Annotated in this window: 12 protein-coding genes; 10 read left to right on the top strand and 2 right to left on the bottom strand. The window is 73.1% G+C overall.

Annotation, left to right across the window (positions count from 1 at the left end):
• The first annotated feature begins 80 nt into the window (after positions 1–80).
• The 5 genes from ACZ4Z1_RS24285 (at position 81) to ACZ4Z1_RS24265 (ending at position 5,703) form a co-directional block, all read left to right on the top strand.
• Positions 81–632, top strand: coding sequence for an RICIN domain-containing protein (locus ACZ4Z1_RS24285; protein WP_468488716.1), 552 nt, complete (start codon positions 81–83; stop codon positions 630–632).
• Positions 633–996: 364 nt separating this feature from the next.
• The gene (locus tag ACZ4Z1_RS24280) at positions 997–3,564 is read left to right on the top strand and encodes a DUF4118 domain-containing protein (protein ID WP_468488715.1); all 2,568 of its coding nucleotides are present in this window, start codon (positions 997–999) and stop codon (positions 3,562–3,564) included.
• A 124-nt stretch (positions 3,565–3,688) separates the two neighbouring features.
• Positions 3,689–4,372 (top strand): response regulator, encoded by a 684-nt coding sequence (locus tag ACZ4Z1_RS24275; RefSeq protein WP_468488714.1) that lies wholly within the window; start codon positions 3,689–3,691, stop codon positions 4,370–4,372.
• An 80-nt stretch (positions 4,373–4,452) separates the two neighbouring features.
• Positions 4,453–4,851, top strand: a complete 399-nt coding sequence (locus ACZ4Z1_RS24270) for an OB-fold nucleic acid binding domain-containing protein (protein ID WP_468488713.1) — start codon at positions 4,453–4,455, stop codon at positions 4,849–4,851.
• 3 nt (positions 4,852–4,854) lie between these two features.
• Entirely contained in the window at positions 4,855–5,703 is an 849-nt protein-coding gene (locus ACZ4Z1_RS24265) for a DUF3159 domain-containing protein (RefSeq protein ID WP_468488712.1), read from the top strand.
• A gap of 108 nt (positions 5,704–5,811) precedes the next feature.
• Here ACZ4Z1_RS24265 and ACZ4Z1_RS24260 read toward each other — a convergent pair whose 3' ends face one another.
• Complete coding sequence (locus tag ACZ4Z1_RS24260; protein ID WP_468488711.1) at positions 5,812–6,480, bottom strand: potassium channel family protein; 669 nt, start codon at positions 6,478–6,480, stop codon at positions 5,812–5,814.
• Positions 6,477–7,145: a potassium channel family protein gene (locus tag ACZ4Z1_RS24255; protein ID WP_031011502.1), complete on the bottom strand. Its 669-nt coding sequence runs from the start codon at positions 7,143–7,145 to the stop codon at positions 6,477–6,479. The genes ACZ4Z1_RS24260 and ACZ4Z1_RS24255 overlap by 4 nt, the downstream gene beginning before the upstream one ends.
• A 409-nt stretch (positions 7,146–7,554) precedes the next feature.
• Here ACZ4Z1_RS24255 and ACZ4Z1_RS24250 point away from each other — a divergent pair, with 409 nt between their 5' ends.
• From ACZ4Z1_RS24250 to ACZ4Z1_RS24230, 5 genes are all read left to right on the top strand, one after another.
• The gene (locus ACZ4Z1_RS24250; protein ID WP_468488824.1) at positions 7,555–9,585 is read left to right on the top strand and encodes an NAD-binding protein; all 2,031 of its coding nucleotides are present in this window, start codon (positions 7,555–7,557) and stop codon (positions 9,583–9,585) included.
• A gap of 117 nt (positions 9,586–9,702) precedes the next feature.
• A complete protein-coding gene (locus tag ACZ4Z1_RS24245; RefSeq protein WP_468488710.1) occupies positions 9,703–10,794 on the top strand; it encodes a PucR family transcriptional regulator in 1,092 nt (363 codons plus the stop codon).
• Between the two features lie 202 nt (positions 10,795–10,996).
• On the top strand, positions 10,997–11,599 hold the full coding sequence (locus ACZ4Z1_RS24240) for a hypothetical protein (protein WP_468488709.1): 603 nt from the start codon (positions 10,997–10,999) through the stop codon (positions 11,597–11,599).
• A 94-nt stretch (positions 11,600–11,693) separates the two neighbouring features.
• Positions 11,694–13,703: a flotillin family protein gene (locus ACZ4Z1_RS24235; protein WP_468488708.1), complete on the top strand. Its 2,010-nt coding sequence runs from the start codon at positions 11,694–11,696 to the stop codon at positions 13,701–13,703.
• 382 nt (positions 13,704–14,085) lie between these two features.
• Positions 14,086–19,020 (top strand): DNA repair ATPase, encoded by a 4,935-nt coding sequence (locus tag ACZ4Z1_RS24230; RefSeq protein ID WP_468488823.1) that lies wholly within the window; start codon positions 14,086–14,088, stop codon positions 19,018–19,020.
• The last annotated feature ends 33 nt before the right edge of the window (positions 19,021–19,053 follow it).

Below are 19,053 nucleotides of genomic sequence, written 5' to 3'. Positions count from 1 at the left end.
ATCGGCTCTGCAGCGCCAGGCAGAGCATCATGCCCAGCTGTCGCGGGCAACAACGACTATCAAAGGAGACGGATTCCACGATGTCTCGGACCATTCGAGCCACGCTGGCCATCGCCGGCAGCGTCGCCGCGCTGGCCGGCGGCGTGACCACCGCCCACGCAGAGACTGCCTCCCCCCGGCCTGCCGCCGCCGACGAGGGAACGGTCGTGCAGTTGAAGGTGGCGCACAGCGGCAAATGCCTGGACCTCGACCACGCGAAGAAGGAGAACGGTGCGGGGGTCCGGCAGAACACCTGCGATGGGACCATCGCCCAGCAGTGGCGTGTGGTTCCCGTCGCGAATTCCGCCTTCGAACTGCGGTCCGTGGCCAGTGGGAAGTGCCTTGAGGTCGAGAACAGCGGCAAGCAGGTCGGCGCCCGTATCCAACAGTGGGCGTGCAGCGGCGGCCCCAACATGCGGTGGCGGTTCTTCCTGGTCGACCCGGTGAAGCATCTCTTCCAGCTGCGTCCCATGCACGTCGAGAAGCGATGCCTGGACATCGACGACGCCAAGATGACGGACGGCGCGAAGGCCCAGCAGTGGTACTGCAATCAGACCGACGCCCAGCTTTGGCAGTTCGAGCCGGTCAAGTGAGTTTCCGCCGCCTGATGTGCGAAGGCGGCGGACTCACGTCGTGAGCCGTCAAGGGACAGTGCCGTACGGACGGCACTGTCCCTTTTCGTGTTTCGTGCCTTCCTTCGCCCGCCGCCCACCGCTCGGCCCCTTGCACGCCTGCGAGCAGCGACTCGCGACGGCCACCGCGCACGGCGTCCTCGGCCGGTGCCGCCCCCGGGCGGCACCGGCCCAGCCGGCCGCCCTCGCCGCCGTACCCCGTATCAGAGTCCCGTAAAGACCTGCCCCGGAGCCGTCACCTGCGGCTTTCTCGGGGGTGTGGGGTCGGTAGGGTCGGCTCAGGTTCAGCCCGGCGGGGGCAGCCTTCACGTAAGACAATGGGGCCATGGCACGCGGCAAGCTACGGATCTATCTCGGCGCTGCACCGGGCGTCGGCAAGACGTACTCGATGCTGTCCGAGGCGCACCGCAGGGTGGAGCGCGGTACGGACGTCGTGGTGGCGTTCGTCGAGCACCACGACCGGCCCCGTACGGAGGTCATGCTGCATGGCCTGGAGCAGACCGAGCGCGCGGAACTGGAGTACCGCGGCTCGGCCTTCACCGAGATGGATGTGGACGCGGTGCTGCGCCGCGCGCCGGCCGTTGCGCTGGTCGACGAGCTCGCGCACACGAACGTGCCCGGCTCCCGCAACACCAAGCGCTGGCAGGACGTCGAGGAGCTGCTGGAGGCCGGGATCGACGTGATCTCCACGGTCAACATCCAGCACCTCGAATCGCTGGGCGACGTCGTCGAGTCGATAACGGGGGTGCGGCAGCGTGAGACCGTGCCGGACGAGATCGTCCGCAGGGCCGACCAGATCGAGCTGGTCGACATGTCGCCCGAGGCGATCCGGCGCCGCATGGCGCATGGCAACATCTACAAGCCGGACAAGGTGGACGCCGCCCTGTCGAACTACTTCCGGCCGGGCAACCTGACCGCCCTGCGAGAACTGGCGCTGCTGTGGGTCGCCGACCGGGTCGACGAGTACCTCCAGCAGTACCGCTCCGAGCACAGCGTCTCCAAGATCTGGGCGGGGCGCGAGCGCATCGTCGTCGGCCTCACCGGCGGCCCCGAGGGCCGTACGCTCATCCGCCGCGCCTCCCGGATGGCGGCCAAGGGCTCGGGCAGCGAGGTGCTGGCCGTCTACATAGCGCGCAGCGACGGGCTGACCTCCGCCTCGCCCAAGGAACTCGCCGTGCAGCGCACCCTCGTCGAGGACCTCGGCGGCACGTTCCACCACGTCATCGGCGACGACATACCGAACGCGCTGCTGGAGTTCGCGCGCGGTGTCAACGCCACGCAGATCGTGCTGGGCTCCAGCCGCCGCAAGACGTGGCAGTACATCTTCGGGCCGGGTGTCGGCGTCACCGTCGCCCGCGACTCGGGGCCCGACCTCGACGTCCACATCGTCACGCATGACGAGGTCGCCAAGGGGCGCGGCCTGCCGGTGGCGCGCGGCGCCCGGCTCGGGCGGGCCCGGATCATCACCGGCTGGCTGGTCGGCGTCATCGCGCCCGTCCTGCTGTCGCTGCTGCTCACCGCCATCGACAACGGCCCGGGCCTGGCCAACGACGTCCTGCTCTTCCTCTTCCTGACCGTCGCCGCCGCGCTGCTCGGCGGGCTGATGCCCGCCCTGGCCGCGGCCGCCGTCGGCTCGGTGCTGCTGAACTTCTACTTCACCCCGCCCACCCACTCGATCACCATCGCCGACCCCAAGAACATCGTCGCCATCCTGATCTTCTTCGCGGTCGGCGTCTCGGTCGCCTCCGTCGTCGATCTGGCCGCCCGCCGCACCCACCAGGCGGCGCGGCTGCGCGCCGAGTCGGAGATCCTCTCCTTCCTGGCGGGCAGCGTGCTGCGCGGCGAGACGACGCTGGACGCGCTGCTGGAACGGGTAAGGGAGACCTTCGGCATGGACTCGGTCGCGCTGCTGGAGCGGGCCGGCGACGTCGAGCCGTGGACCTGCGCGGGCCGCGTCGGCGGCCCCGCGGACGGCGCCCCGGACGCCAGACCGCTGCAACGGCCCGAGGACGCGGACGTGGACATGCCGGTCGGCGACCACATGGCGCTGGCGCTGACCGGCCGGGTACTGCCCGCCGAGGACCGCCGTGTGCTGGCCGCCTTCGCCGCGCAGGCCGCCGTCGTACTGGACCGCCAGCGGCTGGTCGGCGAGGCCGAGCGGGCCCGCGAGCTGGCCGAGGGCAACCGGATCCGTACGGCGCTGCTGGCCGCCGTCAGCCACGACCTGCGGACGCCCCTGGCGAGCATCAAGGCGTCGGTGACCTCGCTGCGCTCCGACGACGTCGCCTGGTCCGAGGAGGACGAGGCGGAGCTGCTGGAGGGCATCGAGGCGGGCGCCGACCGGCTGGACCACCTGGTCGGCAACCTGCTGGACATGTCCCGCCTGCAGACCGGCACGGTCACCCCGCTGATCCGCGAGATCGACCTGGACGAGGTGGTGCCGATGGCGCTCGGCGGCGTCCCCGAGGGCAGCGTCACCCTCGACATCCCCGAGGAACTGCCGATCGTCGCCGTCGACCCGGGCCTGCTGGAGCGATCCGTCGCCAACCTGGTGGAGAACGGCGTCAAGTACAGCCCGGAGGGCGAGCGCGTACTCGTCTCCGCCAGCGCCCTCGGCGACCGCGTCGAGCTGCGCATCGCCGACCGCGGCCCCGGCGTGCCGGACAGCGCCAAGGGCCGCATCTTCGAGCCCTTCCAGCGGTACGGTGACGCCCCGCGCGGCGCGGGTGTGGGGCTGGGCCTGGCCGTCGCCCGCGGCTTCGCGGAAGCGATGGGCGGCACCCTCGCCGCCGAGGACACCCCCGGAGGCGGCATGACCATGGTCCTCACCCTGTGTGCCGCGCCCGGCGGTCCGCCGGCGCGGCCCGACCTCCCGGCCCAGGCGACGACGTGAACGGGTGCCCCGCCGCCCACGGAGCGGCACCGCGCGTGCCGCTTCCCGGCCCACTGGAGCCGCCATCCAGCCGACACCCCGCGGGCGCGGCCCGGCGGGTTTCCCCACCACGAGGAGAACGACAGTGAACCGGGTGCTTGTGGTCGATGACGAGCCGCAGATCGTACGGGCCCTCGTGATCAACCTGAAGGCGCGCAAGTACGAGGTCGACGCCGCCCCCGACGGGGCCACCGCCCTCAAGCTGGCCGCCGCCCGCCACCCCGACGTGATCGTCCTGGACCTCGGCCTGCCCGACATGGACGGCGTGGAGGTGATCAAGGGGCTGCGCGGCTGGACCCGGGTGCCGATCCTGGTGCTCTCCGCCCGGCAGACCTCCGACGAGAAGGTCGAGGCGCTGGACGCCGGCGCGGACGACTACGTCACCAAGCCGTTCGGGATGGACGAGCTGCTGGCCCGGCTGCGGGCCGCGGTGCGCCGCGCCGAGCCGACCGGGCCGGTCGAGGACGAGGTGGTCGTGGAGACCGAGGGCTTCACCGTCGACCTGGCCGCGAAGAAGGTCAACCGCGACGGCCGGGACGTGCGCCTTACGCCGACCGAGTGGCATCTGCTGGAAGTCCTGGTCCGCAATACGGGCCGTCTCGTCAGCCAGAAGCAGCTCCTCCAGGAGGTCTGGGGGCCCTCGTACGGCACCGAGACCAACTACCTGCGGGTCTACATGGCCCAGCTGCGCCGGAAACTGGAGGGCGACCCCTCGCACCCCCGGCACTTCATCACCGAGCCCGGGATGGGCTACCGCTTCGAGCAGTGACCGCGAGGCCCGGAAGACCGGGCGGTACGGCGCCGTGCGGGGCCGTGATCCGGGGCCCCGCGCACCGGTACGCTGGGTTCATGAGCGCTGGGACCCGATCCGAGAAGCCGGCAGGCCGTTTCCGCCGGATGCTCGACAGGCTGTCCTCCTCCGAGGAGGAGCTGGACTCCGCCGAGCTGCAGCAGGACGCGCAGAACACGGGCTGTACCCGGATCTGCGACTGCGACGACCGGCAGATAGTCAAGGTCACCGGCACCCTGCGGCATGTGACGCTGCGGCCGCGCGCCGGTGTACCTGCCCTGGAGGCGGAGCTGTTCGACGGCTCCGCCGCACTGGACGTGGTGTGGCTCGGCCGGCGTGCCATCACCGGCATAGAGCCGGGCCGCAAGCTCATCGCCTCCGGCCGGATCTCCATGAGCCACGGCCGCCGGGTGCTGTTCAATCCGAAATACGAACTCCGACCACTCGGACAGGAGTAGCCGGTGACGTCTGACGACCGACCGAACCGAACCAACGGACCGGCCGGCGAGCCGGCCCAGGAGCAGGACGCCGCCCCGGACGGCAGAGCCGTCACCGAGGCCGCCCTGTTCGAGGCCTTCGGCGGCGTGCGCGGCATGGTTGAGACCGTGCTGCCCGGCCTGCTGTTCGTCACGATCTACACGGTCAACAAGGACCTGCACATCTCCGCGATCGCCGCCCTGGCGGTCTCGCTGGTGCTGGCCGTCGCCCGCCTGGTGCGCAAGGACACCGTCAAGCACGCCTTCAGCGGCGTCTTCGGGGTGGCCTTCGGCGTGGTCTTCGCGATGATGACCGGCAACGCCAAGGACTTCTACCTGCCCGGGATGCTCTACACCCTGGGCCTGGGCGTCGCCTACATCGTCACCACGCTGGCCGGCGCGCCGCTGATCGGCCTGATCCTGGGGCCGGTGTTCAAGGAGAACCTCTCCTGGCGCACCCGCAACCCGGGCCGCAAGAAGGCGTACGCCAAGGCCAGCTACGCCTGGGGCGCGATCCTGCTCGCCAAGTGCGCGGTCCTCTTCCCGCTGTACTGGTGGGCGGACACCACGCACCTGGGCTGGGTGCTGATCGCGCTGAAGATCCCGCCGTTCCTGTTGGCGGTCTGGCTGACCTGGCTGTTCCTGGCCAAGGCGCCGGCGCCGATCGACGTCTTCGCGGAGACGGAGGCCAAGGAGAAGGCCGAGGAGGAGGCGAAGGCGCGGCGCGAGCGGGAGAACGGCATTCTGGACGGGGTGGCCACCGACCTCGCCGCGGACGTCACACCGCAGGCGCTGGCCGCCGAGCAGCCCCGTACCTCGCAGCACCGGGGCTGACGCCGGACCGTACGCACGCCGAAGGGCCCGGGAACCGCTCGGTTCCCGGGCCCTTCGGCGTCAGAGCCTGTGTGGTGACACCGGCTCGCAGGTGTCACCCGCCCGCGGTCACGCTTCGCGGCGTACCGACAGCAGGTCCTCCAGCTGCTCCTCGCGCGACTGGGCCGCGACGAACAGCAGCTCGTCACCGGCCTCCAGCGCGTCCTCCTGGTTGGGGGTGAGCACGCGGTTCCCGCGGATGATCGTGACCAGGGAGGTGTCCTCCGGCCACTCGACGTCCCCGACGCGGGTGCCGGCCAGCGCCGCCTCCGGGGGCAGCGTCAGCTCGACGAGGTTGGCGTCGCCGTGGCTGAAGCGCAGCAGCCGTACGAGATCGCCGACGCTCACCGCCTCCTCGACCAGCGCCGACATCAGGCGCGGGGTGGAGACGGCGACGTCCACGCCCCACGCCTCGTTGAACAGCCACTCGTTCTTGGGGTTGTTGACGCGGGCCACCACCCGCGGCACGCCGTACTCGGTCTTGGCGAGCAGCGAGACGACGAGGTTGACCTTGTCGTCGCCGGTAGCCGCGATGACGACGTTGCAGCGCTGCAGCGCGGCCTCGTCCAGCGAGGTGATCTCGCAGGCGTCGGCCAGCAGCCACTCCGCCAGCGGCACCCGCTCGACCGAGATCGCCGTCGGCGCCTTGTCGATGAGCAGGATCTCGTGCCCGTTCTCCAGCAGCTCGCCCGCGATGGACCGGCCCACCGCGCCCGCGCCCGCGATCGCGACCCTCATGCGTGCGCCTCCTCGGGCCCTTCGGCGAACACCGCTTCCACCTTCTCGACCTCGTCGGTGCGCATCATCACGTGCACCAGGTCGCCTTCCTGCAGCACGGTCTGCGACGTCGGCAGCATCGCCTCACCCAGGCGGGTGAGGAAGGCGACGCGGACGCCGGTCTCCTCCTGGAGCTGACTGATCTTGCGGCCCACCCAGGCCGGCGAGGTGTGCACCTCGGCGAGCTGGACGCCGCCGCTCGGGTCGCGCCACAGCGGCTCGGCCCCGGAGGGCAGCAGCCGGCGCAGCATCTGGTCGGCGGTCCAGCGCACGGTGGCGACCGTGGGGATGCCCAGGCGCTGGTAGACCTCGGCGCGGCGCGGGTCGTAGATCCGGGCCGCGACGTTCTCCACGCCGAACATCTCGCGGGCCACCCGGGCCGCGATGATGTTGGAGTTGTCGCCGCTGCTGACGGCGGCGAAGGCGCCCGCCTCCTCGATGCCGGCTTCGCGCAGCGTGTCCTGGTCGAAGCCGACCCCGGTGACCCGGCGGCCGCCGAAGCCGGAGCCCAGGCGGCGGAAGGCGGTCGGGTCCTGGTCGACCACCGCGATCGTATGACCCTGGCTCTCCAGAGTCTGTGCGAGCGCGGAACCCACCCGCCCGCACCCCATGATGACGATGTGCATCGGCCCCTACCTCGCACCTTTCCCTGTGCTGTGACGCCGGCTGCTTCGACCTGGCGTGTTCGGCGACCACGCTACCTGGCGTGGGAGCCGCTGCATCCACGCAGTCCGCCCGCACGGCCCTCCCGGGCGTTAAGAACGCGACAAGAGGGCATAAGGGGAGGGTAAGTTTCCTTGCGGTACGACCGGGAATCTGGTCGTGGATCAAGGACGGGGCGCTCACGGCGGGCGCGCCCGGCCGGTCCGGGGCCGGCCCCTTCGCTCTGGGCGAAGGCCGCGGCCGGCTTTCCCGGCTTCGGGGCGGGGCCCGCCGCCGGCCGTGATCGTGTGCGCCGGGCCCGCTCCGTGAGGCACGCTGAGCGTCGTGTCCACCGTGCCTCAGCAGCCCCAACAGGGCGCACCCGCCCCGCATATGGTCGTCTGCGGCGACGACGCGCTCGCGCGCCGCCTCGCCGCCGAACTCAAGGACGTCTACCGGGAGCGGGTCACGCTCGTCGTCCCCTCCGCCAGAGAACCGCACCGGCCCCGCATCCCACCGCCCCCCGGAGCCCTGGGGCGGGCCCAGGCCCTGCTGGGGCGGGTCTCGGCCGCCATGGTGCGCACGCAGACCGGCGCACCCGACGCTCCCGGCGGCGACGCCGGGGCAGCCGAGGACCCGCCCGACGAGCCCATACGGGTCCTGGAGGCGGCGGAGGCCGACGACGACACGCTGGCCGAGGCCGGCATCGGCGTGGCCGGCGCGCTGGCGCTGGTGTACGACGACGACGAGACCAACATCCACGCCGCGCTGCGCGCCCGGCGGCTCAACCCCCGGCTGCGGCTGGTCATCCGGCTCTACAACCGCAAGCTTGGCCAGTACCTGGAACAGCTGCTCGACCAGGCCGCTGCGGTCGGTGCCCTGGACGCCGAGGGGGCCGACGCGTCCACCACGGTCCTGTCCGACGCCGACACCGTGGCTCCCGCGCTGGCGGGCACCGCCGTCGCGGGCACCAGCAAGGTCATCGAAGCCGACGGCCTGCTGCTGCGCGCCGTGGAACGCAGCCCCGCCCGGCAGGGCCAGGCCGCCGCCTCCGAGCTGTGTCCGCTGGCCGTCCTGTCCGGCACGGCGGACGTGGCCGCGTACGCGACGGACCCGTCGCCGGGCGGGGACGGGCCGTCCGCCGACGACGGACCCGAGCTGCTCCCCGACGAGGCCACCGCGGCGGCGGCCGCCGGGCGCGGCACCGTCGTCCTGGAAACCGTCACCTATCAGAGCCGCCAGCCGCGCCCCGGCAGACGGCACGAGCCCGGTCGCCCGGGGCGGCGTGACGGCGCGGGCGCCCGGTGGGGGCTGGGCAGCCTGCGCGGCCGGGGCGTGCCGTTGGGCTCCTTCTTCTCCCGCAGGCTGCGCTGGTCGCTGGCCGGCGTCGTCGGCGCCGTCCTCGCGCTGGCCGTCGCCTCCTCCCTGACCACCGGCGACTCCCCGCTGCACGCCACCTACCTCTCCCTCCTCGACCTCTTCGCCATCAACGAACCGGCGATCGGCGAACCGGTCTCCCGCAAGGTGCTGCAACTCCTGTCCGGCCTCACCGGCTTGCTGCTGCTGCCGGTGCTGGTGGCCGCCGCGCTGGAAGGACTCGGCACCTTCCGTAACGCCACCGCGCTGCGCCGTCCCCCGCGCGGGCTGTCCGGGCATGTGGTGCTGCTGGGCCTCGGGAAGGTCGGTACGCGGGTGCTGACCCAGTTGCATGAGCTGGGCACCCCCGTGGTGTGTGTGGAGGCGGACCCCGAGGCGCGCGGCATCGCGCTGGCGCGCCGACTGCGGGTGCCGACCGTGGTGGGAGATGTCACGCACGAAGGCGTACTGGAAGCCGCGAAGATTCAGCGCGCGCACGCCCTGCTTGCCCTGACCAGCGATGACACCACCAATCTGGAGGCGGCTCTCTACGCCCGCTCGGTCAAGCCGCAGCTGCGGGTGACACTGCGCCTGTTCGACGACCGCTTCGCCACCGCCGTGTACCGCACGCTGCGCGCCGCGCACCCCCAGGCGCGCACCCGCAGCCGCAGCGTCAGCTTCCTGGCAGCGCCTGCCTTCGCGGGCGCGATGATGGGCCGCCAGATCATCGGCGCCATTCCCGTCGAGCGCCGGGTGCTGCTGGTGGCCCGGTTCGAGGTGCGCGGCCACGCCGCACTGGAGGGCCGCACGATCGCCGACGTGTTCCGGCCCGGCCTGCTGCGCGTCCTGGCCGTGGACACCTCCGCCCCCGACGACCCGGCGGACACCGCGCCCGGCCCCGCCCACGAAACGCCGGAGCGCGGCCGCGCCAGGCTCGTACGGGAACTGGGGGACGGGTACGCACTGCGCCCCCAGGACCGCGTCCTGCTCGTCGCCACCCGCCAGGGGCTGGGTGAACTGATCTCCCGGCACCCGCGCGCGGCGGAAGCGGTCCGGCAGGAGGCGTAGGACGCGGACCCACCAGGTCGGACGCCCCGGCCCCGTCCGGCAGGATGGACGCTGCCCCGAAGGCCGGGGCGGTGCACGACGCGGCGGCAGGGAGTACGGACGGTGAAGGACGGCGGGATGTCCCCGGAGTACCTGGAGGGGTACACCTCCCTCCTCGCCGAGGTGTCCGACACCGGACGGCTGCCCCGGCGCGCGGAACTGGACGCGCTGCGGGAACTGGGGGAGCGGGCCGCCGAGTCGGGCCACGGGCTGCGCGAACTGGTCGGTCTCTTCCTGGGGGAGACGCGGCGGGTCTGGGGCACGCTGCCCGGGGTGGCGCGGGCCGCCGGCGCGGCGGAGCGGGCGCGTACCGGCGACGCCGTGCTGGGCGCGGTGGACGCCGCCATCGCCGCGTTCGGCGAGGGGCACGAGCGCGCGCAGCGGCTCGCCGTACGCCAGGAGGAGGCCGCGCGGCGCGAGTTCGTCGACGACCTGCTGTACGGCCGCAGCGACCTGGGGCGGCTGGCCGAGCGGGCCGAGCGGTTCGGGCTGCGGCTGGCCCACGAGCACGCCGTCGCCGTCGCCGAGGGCGACGAGCCCTTCGACGACGTCCACCCGGTCGCCCGCCGGGTCGAACGCGAACTGCTCGGCCGGTTCGGCGACCGCGACGTACTGATCACCACCAAGGAGGGCCGGCTGGTCTGTGTCGGCGCGAGCCGCGAGCACTCGGTCCTGGACGCTTTCGCCTCGTACGCGCGCTGGCCCGACGTGGGGCGGCCCGGCGCGCGGCGGGTCGCCATCGGCCGGGTGCACTCCGGCGCGGGCGGCGTGGTGCACTCGTACGAGGAGGCCCTGGGCGCGCTGGAGCTGGCCGAGCAGCTGGAGCTGGACGAACCGGTTCTGCGCGCCGCCGACCTGCTGGTCTTCCCCGTCCTGCTGCGCGACCGTGCCGCCATGGCCGACCTCGTCCACACGGTCCTCGGGCCGCTGACACGGTCGCGCGGCGGCGCCGGGCCGCTGCTGGAGACGATCGGGGCGCTCGCGGCGTCCGGGTACGTCAACGCCGAGGCCGCCCGCCGCCTGAAGGTGAGCGTGCGCACCCTGTCGTACCGCCTGGAGCGCATCAAGTTCCTGACCGGCTACGACCCGGCGGACGGCCTGCAGCGCTTCACGCTGGAGACGGCGGCGATGGGCGCACGGCTGCTGGGCTGGCCGGACAGACCGCTGTAGCTCCTGAGGGGCGAAGCCTGTCGCAAAGGGGCGGATTCCGGCCCGCACTCTTACCGCCCGGCCGCCCCCGGAAGCAAGACCGTGTCCCGTTAACAGGTCATCAGGAACGCATAAAGATTGCCGGGATCCGGCAATGTGCGGCCCCCCTTCGCCCTGTCACGATCCTGGAACCGGCAGGAACACACGCGAACGGGAGACGGTCATGGGGGACTTCGGGGCGTTCACACGAGCCGCACTCGCCTTCCCGGCCGTCTTCTTCACCTTCGCCCTGCTGGTGGTGGCCGCGTACTGGCTGCTGGTGCTGATCGGCGGAGCAGGCGTCGACATCCTCGACGGGGGTGAGGGTGTCGACGGCGGCTCCGCCGGCACCGCCGGGCTGCCCGTGACGGTCACCCTCTCGCTCGGCGTGCTGATCGCCTGGGCCGTGTCCCTGGCCGGTGCCGCATTGACCGAGAACGTGTCGCTGCGCGCCGCCACGCTGGCGCTCGCCCTGCTCGCGGCCTGGGCCGGCACCCGCGTCGCGGTGCGCCTGGCCCGCCGCCTGCTGCCCCCTGAACGGGTCGCCTCCCGGAACGACTTCGTCGGCCGGGTGTGCGTCATCCGCACCGGCCGGGTCTCGTCCGACTTCGGCCAGGCCGAGGTGCGCGCCGACGACGGCTCGACGGCCGTCATCCAGGTCCGTACGGAGGAGACCGGTCTCACCGCCGGCAGCAGCGCGCTGATCTTCGACTACGACGCCGACGGCGAGTTCTTCCGGGTCGCGCCCTTCGACGCCGCCCTGGACCCGTACGGCCCGGCCGCCTGAGCGCCGACCGACCACCGACCGGAGCGCCGCGCCGCGCCCAACGCGCCGCCGCGCCCGTCGCACTCCCCGACACACCGCAGGGACTGATGTACCGATGGATGCCATCACCGTAGGAATCGGCGTGACCGTCGCCGTGGCCGTACTGATCGTGCTCGTCACGGTCCTCGCCCTCACCCGTCTCTACCGCAAGGTCCACCAGGGCCAGGCGCTGATCGTCTCCAAGTACCGCAAGGTCGATGTCACCTTCACCGGCTCGGTGGTGCTGCCGGTGCTGCACAAGGCCGAGGTGATGGACATCTCGGTGAAGACCATCGAGATCGGCCGCACCGGCCACGAGGGCCTGATCTGCCGGGACAACATCCGCGCCGACATCCGCATCGCGTTCTTCGTACGGGTCAACAAGACCCGTGAGGACGTGGTCAAGGTCGCCCAGGCCATCGGCACCGAGCGCGCCAGCGACGTCGGCACGCTCCAGGAGCTGTTCAACGCGAAGTTCTCCGAGGCCCTCAAGACCGTCGGCAAGCAGCTCGACTTCCAGGACCTCTACACCAAGCGCGACGAGTTCCGGGACCGCATCATCGCCGTCATCGGCACCGACCTCAACGGCTACAGCCTGGAGGACGCGGCGATCGACTACCTGGAGCAGACCCCGCTGGAGCAGCTCGACACCGACAACATCCTCGACGCCCAGGGCATCCGCAAGATCACCGAGCTGACCGCGATCGAGCACGTCCGCACCAACGAGTACCGGCGCAACGAGGAGAAAGAGATCACCCGGCAGAACGTCGACGCCCGGGAAGCCGTGCTGGAGCTGGAGCGCCGGCAGGCCGACGCGGAGATCCGCCAGCAGCGCGAGATCGCCACCGTACGCGCCAAGGAGGAGGCCGAGACGGCCCGCGTCCAGGCCGAGGAGCGGCTGCGCTCGCACTCCGCGCACCTGAAGACCGAGGAGGCGCTCGGCATCCAGAACGAGAACCGCGAACGCGAGATCGCCGTGGCGCAGAAGAACCGCGAACGCGTCATCGCCATCGAGAACGAGCGCATCGAGAAGGACCGCCTGCTGGAGGTCATCGCCCGCGAGCGGGAGACCCAGCTGACCCGCATCGCCGCCGACAAGGAGGTCGAGGCCGAGAAGCGGGAGATCGCGGACGTCGTACGGGAGCGGATCGCGGTCGAGAAGACCGTCGCCGCCCAGGAGGAGGAGATCAAGAAGCTCCGTACGGTCGAGGAGGCCGAGCGCGAGCGGCAGTCGCTGGTCATCCGCGCCGAGGCCGAGGCGCAGCAGCGGCTGGTCAAGGACATCAAGGCGGCCGAGGCCGCCGAGCAGGCCGCAGCCCACCGCGCCGCCGAGGCGCTGGCCCTGGCCGAGGGCCGGCGCAAGGCCGCCGACCTGGACGCCCAGGCCAAGATCCGGCTCGCCGAGGGCACCCAGGCCGAGGCGGCGGCCGCCGGACTGGCCGAGGTCAAGGTACGGGAGATGAACGCGGCCGCCGTCGAGCAGGCCGGACGGGCCGAGGCCCAGGCGGCCGAGGCGCTGCTCAAGGCCGAGGCGGCCGGGCTGACCGAGAAGGCCGCGGCGATGGCGGCGCTGGACGCGGCGGGCCGGGAGCACGAGGAGTACCGGCTGCGCGTCGCGGCCGACAAGGAGGTCCGTCTCGCGGGCCTGGACGCCCAGCGGCAGATCGCCGAGGTGCAGGCGAAGGTGCTGGCCGCCGGCCTGGAGAACGCGAAGATCGACATCGTCGGCGGGGAGAGCGTCTTCTTCGACCGGCTGGCCGGCTCGATCGGCGCCGCCAAGGGCCTGGACGCGCTGGTCGAGCGCTCCGAGACGGTCCGTAGGGCCGCCGGCCCCTGGCTGGACGAGAACGGGTCCACCTTCACCAAGGACCTGACCACGATGCTCGGCGGACTCGGCGCGGCCGGACTGCGCGACCTGACCCTGGCGGGGGCCCTGACCAAGCTCATCGACCGGGGCGGCCCGCAGTCCGGGCAGCTGAAGAGTCTGCTGGACGCCGCACACGCCAACGGCCTGGCGGACACCCGGATCGCCGAGGCGGTCGGGGGGCCCTCCCTGGCCAACGGCGCGGCGGTGGCGGCGAAGTAGCCGCCGCCCGGGGCGGAGCGGGCCGTGGGGGAGTGCTTCCGGGGGGATGCACTGCCCCGCGGCCCGGCCGCCACGGGCAACCCGGTTGCGTACGGGCGGATAACCGTACGCAGCCACACACAGACGTGACAGCAGGCAGTTGGCCAGCGCGCGCAGGCGGCGGGCGCGAGGCCGTGCGGACCGGGAGACGGTCCGCGCGCAGGGACAGGAGAGGCATCTCGTGCAGGACGACCTCGTGACGGAGACGGGTGGCCGTGACGGACACGGCCACGGCCCCGAGGGCCCCGATGGCACGCCGCCGCAGGACACCGGCCACAGCCCCGACGGCACGCCGTCCCAGGGCACCTCCCACGGCGACGGCCTCGCCGACGGTACGTACGAGCTGCTGCGCGACCGCCTCGCGGGCGCCGCCGCCGACCTCGCCGACCGGGCCCGTACCCTCAACACCCGCCGCGTCGAGACCTTCGGCGGCTCGGAACTCGCCCTCCTCGGCACCGACGGCCTGCGCACCGCCGACCCCTCCGTGATCCGGGACGCCGCCCAGGTCGGCGGCCTGCTGCTGACCGGCCGCAACGGCCGCCCGGAGCCCGGCGCGCCCGCGACCACCGTCCCGGACGTCTTCGCCCTGCACCGCCTGCACACCACCGGCGACGCCGTACGCCTCGAACCGGCGGAGCCCGACGCCGTACCCGGGCTCCTGGACGACCCGCGTTTCCAGCGGGACTTCGAGGAGCTGTACCGCTACTACCGCCAGGCCCGGCTGCTGCGGCTCCACCGCACCGGCGCCCTGCTGCTCGCCGTCTTCCGGACCGGCGAACGGCTCGACGACATCCGCGTACTGCGCTGGAAGATCTCCGTCTCCGGGGAAGGGGCGCCCGTCTACCTGGACGCCAAGGGCGAACGCGACCACGTCGCCCCGCCCTCCCACGACTTCACGTGGACCCCGGCCACCCGCGAGGACCACGTACCCGGCCGCTACCCGCAGCTGTCCGTCCAGGGCGAGGTGTTCCTCTCGACCGCCGGCGGCGCGCTCACCCTGAAGGCCGAGGCCGGCACGGAGACAGCCGGCACGGAGACGGACGACGGCCTCTACTCCGAGCCGGTGGACGAGCCCCTGCAGTCGCTCGCCGACGCCGAGGTCGCCCACGCCCGCGTCGGCCCCCTGATCCTGCTGCGCGTCCGCCCGTACAACGAGACCGCCGACCGCTACCTGGTCTACAACACCCGCACCCGCGACGTGCGCCGCATCGACGCGATCGGGCAGGCGTGCCGCGCGCTGCCCGAGGACCAGGGCATCGTCTTCCCCGGCGGCCACTACCTCACCACCGGCACCGTCAGAACCTTCGACACCGACACCACCGGCCTCGCCTTCGACCGCGAACACCGTTCCCCCAACGGTGAGGACGTCCTCTACGCGTTCCACGACCGCGCCGAAGGCCGCACCCTGCTCCTGCCGTACAACATCGTCCGCGAGGAAGCCGCCACCCCGCTGACCGCGTACGGCCACGCGCTCCTCGACGACGGCACCCTGGTCGTCCTGCGCGGCACCCGCGAGCCCGGCCGTGTCCACCCCGTCCAGATCTGGCACACCCCCTTCACCTCCGACGCGCACGCCGCGGCCCAGCCGGCCATGGGCGGCCCGCTGGCCCGGATCGGCAACGCCGAGCTGGTACGCGGCATCTCCGACGCGCTCTCGGTCGCCCGTATGGCCACCGACATGGCACCCGCTGGCCCGGTGTTCGAAGCCATCGCCGCCGCCGCGGCCCGGGTCGCGGACCGCCACCACTGGCTGGACGAGACCGCGCTCGGCGCGCTGGGCGAGCCGCTGGAAGCCGTACGGGCCGCCGCTCTCCAGGTCGTCGAGGAGTTCGCGCGCGTCACCGAACTGCGCCGCCGGGCCGCCGCCGCACTGGACGAGGCCGCCGGCCGCACCACCGCACTGGTCCGGCGGGTCCGCGGCGAACAGCCCGCGACCGCCGACGCCTGGGTCCGCAACCTCACCGCGCTGCGCCACGCCCAGGGCCGCCTGGAGACCCTGCGCGAGACCCGCCACATCGACCTGGACCGGCTCGCGGAACTCTCCGCGGGCGTCGCCGACGACCTGGCCGCCGCCGGACGCCGGGCCATCGCCTTCCTCAGCGGCGAGGACGCCTTCACCGCCACCCACCGCGCCGTCGCCGGGCTGACCGCCGAGGCCGCCGCGGTGGCCACCGCCGCCGACGCCGAACCGCTCGCCGCCCGCATCGACGAACAGGCCGAAGGGCTGCGCGTCGTCACCGAGGTCGTCGGCACCCTCGACCTCGCCGACACGACCGTACGGACCACCGTCCTCACCCGCGCCGGCGAGGCGCTCGGTGCCGTCAACCGGGCCCGCGCCACCCTGGACACCCGGCGCCGCGCACTGCTGGACGCGGAGGGGCGCGAGGAGTTCGCGGCCCAGTTCGCGCTGCTCGGGCAGGCCGTGGCGGGGGCGCTGGCCGCGGCCGGCACCCCCGAGGAGTGCGACGACGAACTCGGCCGCCTGCTCCTGCAACTGGAGAACCTCGAAGCCCGCTTCGGCACGTCCGACACCCACCTGGAGCGGATCGCCGCCCAGCGCGAGGAGATCCACGAGGCGTTCGCCGCCCGCAAGCAGGCCCAGCTCGACGCGCGCGCCCGGCACACCGACCGGCTCGCCGGATCCGCCGCACGCGTCCTCGCCACCGTTGTCCGCCGGGCCGCCGCCCTGACCACCCCCGACGAGATCAACGCCTTCTTCGCCGCCGACCCGCTCGCCGCGAAGGTCCGCGCCACCGCCGGCGAACTGCGCGACCTCGGCGACGGCGGACGCGCCGACGAACTCGACGGGCGGCTGCGCGCCGCCCGCCAGGAAGCGGCCCGCGCCCTGCGCGACCGCACCGACCTGTACGACGCCCCCGGCACCATCCGGCTGGGCCGCCACCGCTTCGCCGTCAACACCCAGCCCGTCGACCTGACCCTGGTCCCGCACGGCGACCACCTCGCGTACACCGTCACCGGCACCGACTACCGCGCGCCCGTCCACGACGCGCGGCTGCTGGCCCACCGCGCCTTCTGGGACCAGCCGCTGGTCTCCGAGTCACCGGAGGTCTACCGGGCGGAGCACTTGGCGGGGGTGATCCTGGCGGGGGCCGGGACGGGGACGGACGCAGTGGTTCCCGGCCTTGCCGCGCTCCGGGAGGCGGCGGCCGCGGACACGCTGCTGCCCCTGGTCCGCCAGGTGGCCGAGACCCGTTACGACGAGGGGTACGACCGGGGCGTCCACGACCATGACGCCGCCGCGATCCTCGCCGTACTCCTGCGCCTGCACAGCACCGCCGGACCGCTCCGCCACCCGCCGCACCTGCGCGCGGCCGCCCAGCTCTTCTGGGCGTACGGCACCGACGCCCGCGCCCGCGCGCTGTGGGCCACACGCGCCCACTCCCTGGCGCGCGCCCGGTCGGTGTTCGGGACGCCTACGGGGTGGGACGCGCTCTCCGCCGAGCTGGGCGGGGCAGCGTACGGGTTCTTGCGGGAGGCAGGACTCTCCGCGCACGTCCTGGCCCCTACGCACGGCCCCGCCTCCTCATCCGACTGCGCCGACGCCGCTGCCTTTGCACCTGACTGCGCCGACGCCGCTGCCTCCGGCCTGGGCGACTACCTCATGGCCGAGCTGGGCGAGCCGGCTGAACCGGCCTCGCCGGCCGGACCGGCCGGCGGCGGGCGCCCCCGCTTCGCCACCAGCGCCGCCGCCCGCGACCTGCTGACCGGCTTCCGGGACGCTCTCGGCGGACCGGACGCGCCCGCCGCCAAGGAACTCGCCGAGGACCTGCGCGCTCTCGACGGAGACCTGGCCGCCCGCCACCAGCTCGTCACCGGATGGCTCGGCGCGTACACCCAGGCGCGCGGCGCCGCCGCGGACGCGCTGCCCGAGGCCGTCGCGATCGAGGTCTGCGGCCCGGCCCTGGACCGCCGGGAGCTGGCCGCGCCCACCGGCGCCGCCGTCCGCGGTCTGCTCGGCAGCCACCCGCGGATCGCCGCCGGCGGCACCCTCCCCGTACGGCTGGACGAGCTGCTCGCCCGGACCGAAACGTTCCGCCGCACCCGCGTGCCCGCACACCGCGCCTACACCCGGCGCCGCACCGAACTCCTCGCCGCCGAACGCGACCGGCTGCGCCTGGACACGTACCGCCCCCAGGTCATGTCCGGCTTCGTCCGCAACCGCCTCATCGACGAGGTCTACCTGCCGCTGATCGGCGACAACTTCGCCAAGCAGCTGGGCGCCGCGGGGGAGCGGCGCCGTACCGACAGCCAGGGTCTGCTCCTGCTGCTGTCGCCGCCTGGCTACGGCAAGACCACGCTGATGGAGTACGTGGCGGCCCGCCTCGGCCTGCTCCTGGTGAAGGTGGACGGCCCGGCCCTCGGCCACCGCACCACCTCCCTCGACCCCGCCGCGGCGCCCGACGCCGCCGCCCGCCGCGAGGTCGAGAAGATCTCCTTCGCCCTGGAGGCGGGCAGCAACGTCCTCCTCTACCTGGACGACATCCAGCACACCTCGCCGGAACTGCTCCAGAAGTTCATCCCGCTGTGCGACGCCCAGCGGCGGATGGACGGGGTACGCGACGGCGAGGCCCGTACGTACGACCTGCGCGGCAAGCGCTTCGCGGTGTGCATGGCGGGCAACCCGTACACCGAGTCGGGCCGGCGCTTCCGGCTGCCGGACATGCTCGCCAACCGCGCCGACGTGTGGAACCTCGGCGACGTGCTCAGCGGCAAGGAGGCGCTCTTCGCCCACTCCCACATCGAGAACGCGCTGCCCGCCAACCCGGTCCTCGCCCCGCTCGCCGCCCGCGACCGCGCCGACCTCGGGCTGCTGGTCCGGATGGCCGAGGGCGACGACTCCGTACGCGCCGACCGGCTCGCCCACCCCTACGGCACCGCCGAACTGCGCGAGACCGTCTCCGTACTGCGCGGACTGCTCCGGGTGCGCGAGGTCGCGCTGACCGTCAACCGCGCCTACATCGCCTCCGCCGCGCAGGCGGACGCCACCCGCACGGAGCCGCCGTTCCTCCTCCAGGGGTCCTACCGCAACACCAACAAGATGGCGGCGCGCCTGGTCCCCGTGATGAACGACACGGAGCTGGCGGCGCTCGTCGATGATCACTACCGCGGCGAGGCGCAGACCCTCACCACCGGCGCCGAGGCCAATCTGCTGAAGCTGGCCGAGCTGCGCGACAGCCTCACGCCCGAGCAGGCGCGGCGCTGGGCCGAGGTGAAAGAGATGTGGAGAACCCGGGAGAACCCGGGAGATCACGGATGACGGGGAAGGCACGGACCGCCCCGCCCGTTAAGA

Source organism: Streptomyces sp. NPDC030165 (assembly GCF_055573595.1).
This window is presented reverse-complemented; position numbering and strand designations above follow the sequence as displayed.